The sequence below is a fragment of the Protofrankia sp. CiT1 genome (genome assembly GCF_917627335.1).
Taxonomy (GTDB): Bacteria; Actinomycetota; Actinomycetes; order Frankiales; family Frankiaceae; genus Protofrankia.
This window is the reverse complement of sequence record NZ_CAKJTP010000089.1, coordinates 4,590-14,933: the sequence shown is the minus strand read 5'-3', so window position 1 is coordinate 14,933 and position 10,344 is coordinate 4,590. Positions and strand designations below refer to the sequence as shown.

Genomic DNA, 10,344 nt, shown 5'->3' with positions numbered 1-10,344 from the left:
TAAGCAAGTAGCGCCCGAGGCCATCGAGTACCTCGCCTCACAAATTGACAGCTTCTATGCGGCCGAGGCTACGCTAGGCCCTTACACCGTGATCCCCTCGGTACTGGTACAACAGGAGTTGCTACGCCAACTCCTCACCGTGGCCCGCGGCGATGCACGGCGGGCGCTCTTGCGCACTAACGCCGCCTATGCGGGCCTGGTGACGTGGCTTTACCAGGACGCCGGGGATTTGGGTACGGCCTCCCATTGGGCGAATCACACGCTGGAACTCGCCCACCGGGTCGGGGATACCCAGCTTATCCGTCACGCCCTGACTAATAAGGCCATGATCTGCACCGACGAGCAGGACGGCCCCGGCACACTGGACCTCACAAGCGCGGCCCTTGTGGATGAAACGGAGTTGTGCCCGAAGGTGCGGGTACAGGCAATGCAACAATCCGCCCACGGCTTTGCCCTCATGGGCGACCGCCGGGGCGCTGATTACGCTTTGGATAAAGCCGCCGCGCTCCTGCCCCAGGTGGATGACGATTACCCCTGGTACAACGCCTGCCGCCGGACCCCCGGCTACATCGAGGCCCAGCGCGCCACCTGCTACAACAGGCTTGGCCTCGGCGCGGAGGCGGTGGCCCTGTGGGAGCAGGTGATAACCGGCCTGCCCACGACCGCGCGGCGGGATGCGGGCGTTTACCGGGCGCGTCAGGCCGTAGCCTCCGCCCAAGCCCACCAGCCGGACGCCGTGGTTGGCGCCGTGCGCCAGGCCGTCACCATCGCCCAAGAAACCAGTTCGGCGCGGCTGCGCCAGGAATTGGAGGGCGTCTGGCATCACCTCACCCCCTGGCACGCTGATCCGGTGGGGCACGAGGTAAAGGAATTGCTCGCCCAACTGTAGGAGGGTGTGACATGGGAGTACGCGACCCGCTACCGGCCGAGGAAGTCACCCGCCGCCTCAGCGCGCTACCGGGCTGGGAAAAAGCCCCGGATCGGGAAGAAATTCATAAAAGCTTTCACCTGGACTACTACACCAGCGTCAAGGCGATCAACGACGTAATGGGACCAGCCCAGGAGCTTGAGCACCATCCAGATATTGACCTGCGCTGGGAGACCCTGCACTTTAGCCTCACCACCTACACGGCCGGGCAGAAGATTACGGAACTCGATTTTTTGCTGGTGGCCCGAATCGAGGACGTGATGGCTAAATATATTCCGGCCGGATGAGTGCGGCCTCAAATGGGCGAGGGGTCCAGAGACAACGATGGCTCTGGACCCCGTGATGCCGGTGTTACGTTGGGAGGGGCGCGACTACGGGTTTGGTGAGTGCGATTACTGGCCCCAGCGGTGGGCGATTAGGTACGCGCCCGGCGCCCCCGCACGCCCCGTGCCTTCTCCAGTGCCGCGTCAGGCACGACCTTCCGGAACTCGGGCAGGGTCACGGCGAATTGGCGGGCCTGGTCTTCGCCGGGCAGCCTCACCGCGCACAGCACGATGTCCCCCGCTTCCTTCATTGCCGCCACTTCTGACGGCAAAATGTCGAGCTGGCAGGGCGCATCCAGCAGCGGGTGGGTTTTGACGGTGAGGGCGCCGAACTCCTCGTCATCCGCCATTTCCCCGGAGATGTCGGAGACCTTCTTTTGTACGGTGGCCACGGCCTTCCCTTCGGGCTGTAACGATAACGGCCATGATCCACTATTGGGGAAATTGTTATTTCCATCAAGACTTGACTGACAAAAAATGGCCGCTCGCCTGTCCGGTCGGGTCGAGGTTGCCGGCCCATTCGTGGCCTTGGGGTGCAATTGTTGCGGGTTTTCAGCGGCGATTCTTGCGTATAATTGCCGCCGCAACCGTCCCCTCCGCCGATGGGCCATCCGGCATAGATGGTGACGGGTCGAACACTAACGGTGGATATGCGACCCCTACCTTAGCCACGGTTCTGCTCACAGAACTTGCCGAAAGTCGTGCGCCTCGCGCGATCACGCTACATGCCCACAAGATCGGGAACCATGGCAAGCTGCACAGAAGGCCGCCGGCTCGGCGCTGCCGACCCTGCTCCAAGGTGGAGAATTTGCTAAACTTCCCCTGTGGACGAGTGGGAAGTCCGCGTCACGAACGAGTTCCTGGCCTGGGTCAACGGGCTCGATCCGAGGTCCAAGGCGCTCGTCGTCGACGCGATCGACCGTTTGAACCCGCCCAGGTCACTTGTCCCGAGCGGCCGACAGCGATGGAAATCCACGCCATCAGCCTGGCCTGGGACACCAACGTGGCGTAACCACGACAGTCGAGCTTGTCCGCCGACCGGAGAAACCCCCGGTTGACTGGTTGAGCCAACCGGGGGCGGGGAGTTAAACGCCGAGATCGGCAGGGTGCGGACGGCTCTCGCCGCAGAACACCCGGATACCCATCAGGGTGATGGCGCAAGCCCTAATCTCGGACGTTTATTTCCAGCGCTGGAAGTTGCCGCCGTTGCAGCCCAGCGTGTAGACGCTGCCGCTGGCATTGCTGTCCAAGCAGAATCCTGTCGCCACGTTCTTAATCTCGTACCCGTATGTGCCCTTATAGGTGACTTTCCACTGCTGGTAACTGCCACCGTTGCAGCCCAGCGTGTAGACACTGCCATTGGCATTGCTGTCCAGGCACCGGCCGGTCTGATAGTCCTTGATCTGGTCCCCGTAGGTAAGCGGGGTGTTGGTCCACAGCTGGTAGCCACCGCCGTTACAGCCCAGCGTGTAGACGCTGCCGCTGGTGTTGCTGTCCAGGCACCGCAACGTGGCGGTGTTCTTCCAGGTCCACGGCCCTCCGGACAATGCCGAAGCGCTGCTTGCCGTGAACCCCAAAAAGACGATGGGGACGATCAGAACCGGCAGGATTCTTGCGACGAGCCTCTTACGCACGGTCTTCCTCCTCGGTGACAACCCGTAAGGCCAGATACGCGTGGCGCAGCCCGAAGCCGGCACAGGCGGCCGGCTTCGGGCCTTCATCCGCTGTCCGGGGCCGCGGGTGGAACTAGCACCTAATCAGCTAATACTGCCCATTGGCCCCTATAGCGGATGTCACATCATCGCACAATGAAACAGGTCATGCACGAAACGCGCCAGCAATGCGTAGCGTAGCACTAACAGTGCGTGGTGTAACGGCGGGTGATGTCGGTGGACTGGCCGAGGAGCTCGGTGATGAGGATGGTGGCGGCACGCACCCTGTCCGCAGCACACCTGGCCCGGGAGCTGGCCGCGGACACGTTGGCCAACCGCCGGCGGATTCTCGGATCTCCACAGAGTGGCCTAGCGAGATCACTGACTGGTTCATCGCTCACTCTGGACCGGCCTGAGCCTCAGACGTCCAGGTCACGCGGGCATCAGGTTGGCCGCGACCGTTGCTCCAAGCTCCCAGCAAGCCTCGCGCACGGCGGCGTCCACCTCGCCGACAACCGACAGGGGCTCACGCAGGCGTTTCCACTTCAGCCCGGTGGCAATCGTCTCGACCCCGCGGACCGCGCCAGTGGTGTCAGAGTTGCCGTGAACGTACAACGCATACGGTCGGCCGATGGTCGCCTCGAGCACGGGGTAGTAGATCTGGTCAAAGAAATGTTTGAGCGCCCCGGACATATATCCGATGTTCACGGGAGTCCCCAGCAGATAGGCATCCGCTGCCAGTACATCAACCGCCGTGGCGGCCAGCGCCGGCCGCACCTCCACCGTTACGCCCTCGATGGTGTCATCCCGCGCCCCTGCTATTACCGCCTCAAGCATGGCCTGCATTGTCGGCGACGGCGTATGGTGAACAACGAGTAGTGTCGGCATCGGGGCCATCCTACCGCATCTCCTTTGCCTTATCGCCTTGCCTTCCCTCTCCCGGAGAACAGGGCGGCAGCATATCGTGCGGTCCAGGCGCGGCGGCCCCAGTTCCCGATGAGACAATCAGAAGGGACGTGCCATGAGACTTGATCGAGACATACCCGCGGTCATGGCACGGACTACAATCTTGGGCCTCTGAACAGGCACGCCCAAAGACTTCGGCTCCGCCGCATGGACGAACAGATCACCGGCGGATTCCGCCGAGCTGCAGGCCGAGGACACCAAGTACGACGAGCAGGAGCGAGATGATCCTGACCGTGGTCAGGGGCTCCCCGTAGACGACGATGCCAATAATCACAATAGCCGCGGTACCGACGGCTGACCACACCGCGTAGGCGACTCCAATCGAGATCTGACGCAACACCAGGGACAGCAGGTAGAACGACAACGGATAGCAGGCGCACACGACGACCGACGGCCACAGGCGGGTGAAGCCGTCGGACGCCCGCAACGACGTAGTGGCGATGACCTCGACCGCGATCGCCGCGACCAACTGCACGACCACCACCCCGGCCACCCCTGAACCGTACCCGTGCCAGGTGCCCTTGAGAACCTGTTCCGCGGCCCCGCACGGATACCGCTGTTGATCGGCGGGACTGTGCTCAGCGCCTGTTTGAGATCATTATTCCGGCTCGCCCCGCCCGGTCAGCCCCTCACCGCCCCTCACCGCGACAAGGCCGCCGACTGCTGCACGGCCAGACAGTCTTTTCCGAACAGTCTGTTGTTATCTCTGAGCAGATACACGCAGGTGGGTGTGGTAGCCGACCTGCGGACATCAGGCACCTCCAGCACGGCCAGTTCCCTGTTGTCGGCCACTCGGGCGCCCCTGAAATCGAAATCCGCTGTCACCGTGGCGTACTCCGGGTCCCGCTGGGAGCCGATGATGTCCCGCAGTTGCTGACCGACCGAGGATGGGCTCGGCGTGAACCTCCCTAATCTCTCCGGGTAGCCTTTGGGCGCGCTCGCCGCACGCAGAAACAAGCCGACAGCATCATAGGCGAGGCCGACTCGCTCACCCGGCCACCGCAGTCCCGGGACCGGCTGCGGCTGCCCGTCGCCTCCTGACAACAGCTCCGGCAACCTGTTCTTGTAGAGCTCACCCAAGTCCGTGCAGAAATTCGCCATAGCCCCTTGACCCGGATTGTTGTCAGGTTTGTAAATACCCCTGAAACAATCCTGACCAGCGAGGACGACCGCACTGGCCTTGGAGACGTAATCGACTGTCACGCCCGCGGGAATCCTGCTGGTCTCCGGCGTGGCGGCATCGGAGGAGCCGGTGACAGCGATGACACGGGATACCGCGTCGTCAGCGACGATCGGCACATCTTTGCACTGGCCGTGGACGTAGTTAACGAATTTCGCGAAATCCTCATGGCGGCCCGCGTAAAAAAGTACGGTATCACCCCCCTCGCAGGATTCACTACTGGATCCCGGCTGGCTCCGAGCCGTCCACGCCCGGTCATGGTACTTCTCTTTTAATTCCTCCTTCAAATCATCTACCAAGGTCGATACGTACCTGTCCTTGGGTTCTACAGTATCCTCGTATCGGTAGGAGACGAGCACCCGAGTTTTTTTCAGATAGGTTGCGTACCTCGCCACCAGCTGCGCCTCCTTCTTGTTCGTCGGCACCAGCTGGAAATACAGTGGAGAGAAGTCAGCCATCCCATCCCCCGACAATGTTGTCGCCATTACTGGGATGCCGTTCCGCCCCAGTTCCGCGATGGCGTCCTCGGTCTCCGGGATGCTGCGGTCCAGGCCCAGGACGCCGACCACGCTCCGGTCCGTGAAGAGCGGTACGAGGTTCTTCCTGACCACGTCGACCGCGCTGCTCATACGCGATCCGCCATTGGCTATGACAATCCGCAGCAGTGGCTGGTCAGATCTGTCCGCGCCGGCAAAATTGCAAGCCCCGTCCGCTGCGAGGACACCGTTCTGGGTGGTCTGCCTGAGCAGAATTCCTTCAAGCTCCTCGCTCTGCGCCGCGCTCCACGCATCCCCCTCGTCCAATGCCGTGCTCAACCCGGCCAGATAGACCAGGGTGATGTACGGGCGCGTCGGGTATTTCTCGTGTATGTCCCGAGCGCACTCGTTCTGCCGGAATATCTCACGCTGAGCGGCCAGCAGTCGTTTGCTGCCCGGCTGCTTCTCATCACCCGTGGCCCCGAATATCCGGTTGGCGTTGTCGCTGTATCCGACGCAGTCGGGTGTCCCGACCTTGTTCGGGACCAGCTCGACCGAGATCCCAGCGCCCGACGACCGCAGGCACTCCGGTAGGCGGTGGGGCCAGCAGACCCACAGCAGCGATGTGGCGGCAGCCAGGACGACGACGGTGACCAGGGATGTCAGCACCATGGGACGGGCTGGCACCGGCGGTCGCCGCGGGGTAAAAGGCGGTACGTGGGCCAGTTCGGCTGCCTCGGTCACGGTGGCTTGACGGGCAGCGGGCACCGTCAGTCGCAGCACCCATGCGCCGGGATCGCGCCGTCGGCGGCGCCGTCCCAATCCGTCGAGCCAGTGGGCCTCGGCATCCAGAGCCACGGCCACGGGCTCGGCCGGCATACTCGGCCAGGCAAGATCACAAATAGCCAGCTGGCTATCACAGCTAGCGATCACCAACAGCGGATCGTCACGGCCGGTCTCGCTGCGGACATCACCGATCATGTTGAGTAAAGCAACCCCACCGTTGTCCGATGTGATGTTGTCAATCAGCGCCACCGGGTTCGCCGTCCGCCGCCAGGCCCGGATCCGCCACGGCCGGCGTCGGTACGCCGTCCGCAGGTCCTGCAGAAACGCGTGTACGAGCAGCTTGTCGACCTCTTCGGGGACTTCGCTGTCAACAGCGCCGACGGTGAGCCGCTCGGCGAACCCGACAAAGTTCCCGGCTCCCGGCGCCACATACCGCTGACGCATGAACCAGCGGGTCTGGCGCCCCAGACCAGGTACCCGCCCGCTGACCCGCAGCCAGAACCGGACCAGCAGCCAGAGCCGCGCGACGAACACGAACACGAACCTGACCGTCGGGTCGGGCACGCCGTCGGCAAGACCAGCGAAAGGATTCGGCGAGTTTCCCCGGAAACGATCCCGGAGCCGGCCGAGGAGCTCCGTGGGCTGGTCGCCCAGTCCGTTCCCCCGCATGTCCTGCCGGGTCAGCCAGTCGGCAAGCAGATAGTGGTCAAAACGCAGCCGCGGCATGCCGAACTTGTCCCGGCCCAGTTCGGCGCACAGTGCGTGCAGCACCGGCAGCCGGGGCGGGGGTAATGGTGACCCGGCCTCCCCAGACAGGTGGGTGGAGGCGATTCTCGCGTGCTCGGTCCCGGCATCGACCCGGGCGCTCGGCACTGATACCGGAATCGGCTGCCGCAAACGCGCCAGGATATCGGCCAACAGCCCATCCTGGCCGGATTCACGCTCCAGACAGACGAGCGGCAACACCGTCCTGACCGGTCGGCGACGCATGACCAGGACGTCGACCAACCGGAATAACACGACAACACCGTCGAAAAACGGAATCAACAGAGCCCCCAACCGGCCGGGCACGGGTTACCCCCGGAAGCCAACCGATCGGTTCACCCATGCCTGGCCGCTTTGTGTCCGCAATGAAACACCGAATATACGGCCAGCCGCATACGGCAATCACTGGAGGGGGGCAGCTCCATGGCGGATCAGGACGAAACGCGGGGCAAGCTCCGGGCTTGTCCGCTCAGCGGACTCCGGCGGTTCACCACACACCAGCAGGGGAATCTCCCGGATGACCTCGACCACCGCGGTGGCGCTCGCCTCCCCGGTCGGCCCATGCCAGGCGAGTTCCACGGTCGCGGCCCGCCCGCCGTCCATGACAACGGTGCGCGACGAGGTGAACTCGTGGTCAAGCCAGCCCCAGCCGAAGCGTTCGAACAGCTCCCGCTCGACCACCTGCCCCCACCGGTCGAGTGCGGTGGTGCCCCGGTAACTGCCACGCAGCTCGCTCGGCTGGGCGTCCTGACGCACGATCTGGTGGAGGGTCGTGGGATCGAGAAACGCCCAGGCCCGCCCGTCAGGGAGAGTGAGCCCGGTCGGGGCGAACCGATGCCCGCCGAGGTGGCTGCACCGGCGAACTCGCACGCCGGGCCAGCGCGATGCCATCTCCATCCACAGGCGGGCGCCGTCCCGGCCGCAGCACCGGTCCCGTTGGCCATGGCCGCAGAGCAGGACCTCGGCAGACGCGGCCTGAGCCGTGATGTTGTCGTACGCGCCGTCACCTCCGTCAAGGAGCCGGACGAGCCCGTCGACAAGCCGTTCACGAGGCACGGTGTGGTCAGCGCCCACGAAACGGTTCGAACCCGTGCGCTGCCACCGGGTGACCCGCACGCCCGCTCGCGACTCGCGGCCGGGTGTGACGTCGCCGGTCGGGCTGACCGCGAGCAACCGGGTCCGACGCATGGCATCGGGCCGGGCCCGGCGCCCAGCCTCCGCGAAGGCGGGTATCTCGCCCACATCGCGCGGCCACGGCGGTGGCACCTCCACCAGCAGCAGGGTGTCGCAGGTCAGTGCCGACCCGATCGGGTCCACGCCCTGTTCCCGTGTCCACGGCGCACAGCGAAAGGGCAGCGTCATCGAGTGGCAGGTCATGCGGTCAGCGGCCGCCGAACAGACCGCCCCGGCCGTGCCCCTGATTGCCGAACAGACCACCAAGCGCACCACCGAGCGCGCCGGGAAGTCCTCCGCCAGAGCCGTGGCCCTGTTCTGGGGAGCCCTGCCCCGCGGCACCATGCCCCTGCATCTGGTTGCCAGCGAAACCGGCCTCGCCGAACCCGAAATGTCCAGCCAGCCCCGCACCGGCGAGCGCGTTGTAGGGCGGTAGCAGTTCACATGGCTGGACGATCACGTATCCGTCACCGGAGAACTGCATCTGCCAGCTCTCCCCGGTGTTCCCGCGCGGTTTCCATACCGACGACGACGTCACGGCAGCCTGCATCGACACCTGCAGGCTCGATGACCAGCCGACCACCGCGTCGGCATCCGCGAAGTAGTAGTTCTGCGGCGTCACCCGCATGACCAGCGGAGCGCCCGAGGTCACCACCGCGGCCTTGCCGTTCCCCGACAGCTCCACCTGGTAGTTGCCGGCTCCGGCGATCGAGACCTGGGAGTCGATGCGGACGACGTCCCAGTGCAGGTCCCGGTCGAAGGCAAGCACGTTCTTGCCGTCCACGGTCAGACCGTCACCGGTGAGGTCGAGGATGTGCACGTCCTGGGCCTGGTGGGCGAGAAAGACCGTGCCGCCGCCGGACACCTTCATCAGGTTCAGGCCCTCGCCGTCCTGGAACAGCGAGCGGAACTGGTGGCCCCAGCTCTCCCAGTGCCCGTCGAAGCTGGCGCCGCCCTGGTAGGCGACCATCGCACCCTTACGGGCGTAGAACTCGCGCATTCCCTGGGCGCCGAGCGTCGCCTTGAGCATCTTGCCGTTCTGCAGGGTGAAGCGCTCCCCCGTCGACACCTCGGGATTACCGAGGAGCGTGCCGCGAATCCCACCGCCCGCGGGCGGGTAGCCGCCGGACGGGCCACCCGCGAATCCACCGTGGCTCATCGTCGAATCCTCTCATCCACCAACCAGACCCAGCACCAACCAGACCCAGCACCAACCAGACCCAGCGCGAACCAGGTCACCCACGAACTGACATGTTCGGCCGCTCGTCCTCACTCGGCTGCACGACGACGAACCCCTGACCGGAGAAGCCGAGCTGGAAGGCCTCACCCGAACCGCGACCGATCAGCCCGCCCAGGCGAGCGGTCCGCCGCGGCTGGACCTGCAGGCCGTCGGTATAGGCGACCAGCGCGTCGGTGTCGACGAACGTTGGTGCCTCCCGCGTGTCGAGCACGATCGGATTGCCTTTCGCGGTCATCGCGACCCAGCCGTGGCCGCGGATGACCACGTTGAACATGCCCATCCCGGACAGCATGCTGACGCCGCGGACGCGTTCGATCCCCCACTGCAAGGTGGCGTCGAACGCGAGGATGTTCTTGCCGTTGACCGACAGGCCCTCACCCGCGAGCTGAGCGACGATGACCTCCTTGCCGTAGTCGGCCAGGTAGAGCAGGCCCTGCCCGACAGCGGTCATCAACGGCACGCCCTCGCCCGTTGCCCAGGAGGAGGCGATCCGCCGCAGCTGTGGTGGCTGGGGATTGAAGTCGACGAGACCTTCGTATGCGATCATCGAGCCGACCCTGGCGAACAGGTCCTGACCGGGCTGCATGACGATCTTGACAATCTTGGAACCGTGCCTGCTCATCCGGTCCATCAACTGGGTCTGGCCGAAGTGGTCCATCAACGTTCCCTGCACCACAGCCTCCTTAGAGGGGGTTTGAGATCGGGCTTTCGATCAGTGAGCCGCGTCCAGGGGCTCCCTGGCAAGGCGGAAGGCCGAAGCGATACCGGATGAGTTGTATCGGTGTGGCCGACAACGCAGCCAGGGGCGCCTGGACGCGGCGAGCCGGAATGACGATCTCAAACGCGCTCTTAGAG

Annotated in this window: 11 protein-coding genes; 2 read left to right on the top strand and 9 right to left on the bottom strand. The window is 64.7% G+C overall.

Annotation, left to right across the window (positions count from 1 at the left end; genetic code table 11):
- On the top strand, positions 1–889 hold an 889-nt coding region (locus MJ785_RS14600), incomplete at its 5' end, for a transcriptional regulator (RefSeq protein WP_239381345.1).
- 11 nt (positions 890–900) lie between these two features.
- Complete coding sequence (locus MJ785_RS14595) at positions 901–1,215, top strand: 4a-hydroxytetrahydrobiopterin dehydratase (RefSeq protein WP_239311210.1); 315 nt, start codon at positions 901–903, stop codon at positions 1,213–1,215.
- A gap of 128 nt (positions 1,216–1,343) precedes the next feature.
- Here the strand turns inward: MJ785_RS14595 and MJ785_RS14590 are convergent, their stop codons facing one another.
- The 9 genes from MJ785_RS14590 to MJ785_RS14555 all read right to left on the bottom strand — a co-directional run bounded on the left by MJ785_RS14590 (position 1,344) and on the right by MJ785_RS14555 (position 10,162).
- Entirely contained in the window at positions 1,344–1,643 is a 300-nt protein-coding gene (locus MJ785_RS14590; protein ID WP_239311209.1) for a hypothetical protein, read from the bottom strand.
- 786 nt (positions 1,644–2,429) lie between these two features.
- Positions 2,430–2,885 carry a ricin-type beta-trefoil lectin domain protein gene (locus MJ785_RS14585; RefSeq protein WP_239311208.1) on the bottom strand — a complete coding sequence of 152 codons (456 nt, stop codon included), beginning with the start codon at positions 2,883–2,885 and terminating at the stop codon, positions 2,430–2,432.
- 221 nt (positions 2,886–3,106) lie between these two features.
- Positions 3,107–3,229 (bottom strand): hypothetical protein, encoded by a 123-nt coding sequence (locus tag MJ785_RS21960; RefSeq protein ID WP_255727657.1) that lies wholly within the window; start codon positions 3,227–3,229, stop codon positions 3,107–3,109.
- A 106-nt stretch (positions 3,230–3,335) separates the two neighbouring features.
- Positions 3,336–3,800, bottom strand: a complete 465-nt coding sequence (locus tag MJ785_RS14580; RefSeq protein WP_239311207.1) for a flavodoxin family protein — start codon at positions 3,798–3,800, stop codon at positions 3,336–3,338.
- Positions 3,801–4,029: 229 nt separating this feature from the next.
- On the bottom strand, positions 4,030–4,353 hold the full coding sequence (locus MJ785_RS14575; protein WP_239311206.1) for a multidrug efflux SMR transporter: 324 nt from the start codon (positions 4,351–4,353) through the stop codon (positions 4,030–4,032).
- Between the two features lie 155 nt (positions 4,354–4,508).
- Entirely contained in the window at positions 4,509–7,382 is a 2,874-nt protein-coding gene (locus MJ785_RS14570; protein ID WP_239381341.1) for a hypothetical protein, read from the bottom strand.
- A gap of 96 nt (positions 7,383–7,478) precedes the next feature.
- On the bottom strand, positions 7,479–8,393 hold the full coding sequence (locus MJ785_RS14565; RefSeq protein WP_239381339.1) for a sucrase ferredoxin: 915 nt from the start codon (positions 8,391–8,393) through the stop codon (positions 7,479–7,481).
- 64 nt (positions 8,394–8,457) lie between these two features.
- The gene (locus MJ785_RS14560; RefSeq protein ID WP_239311204.1) at positions 8,458–9,408 is read right to left on the bottom strand and encodes an AIM24 family protein; all 951 of its coding nucleotides are present in this window, start codon (positions 9,406–9,408) and stop codon (positions 8,458–8,460) included.
- 76 nt (positions 9,409–9,484) lie between these two features.
- Positions 9,485–10,162, bottom strand: a complete 678-nt coding sequence (locus MJ785_RS14555) for an AIM24 family protein (RefSeq protein WP_239311203.1) — start codon at positions 10,160–10,162, stop codon at positions 9,485–9,487.
- Between the last annotated feature and the right edge of the window lie 182 nt (positions 10,163–10,344).

Coding starts and splice junctions, on each gene's coding strand:
- MJ785_RS14595 (WP_239311210.1), top strand. CDS start 901: ATGGGAGTACGCGACCCGCTACCGGCCGAGGAAGTCACCCGCCGCCTC.
- MJ785_RS14580 (WP_239311207.1), bottom strand. CDS start 3,800: ATGGCCCCGATGCCGACACTACTCGTTGTTCACCATACGCCGTCGCCG.
- MJ785_RS14560 (WP_239311204.1), bottom strand. CDS start 9,408: ATGAGCCACGGTGGATTCGCGGGTGGCCCGTCCGGCGGCTACCCGCCC.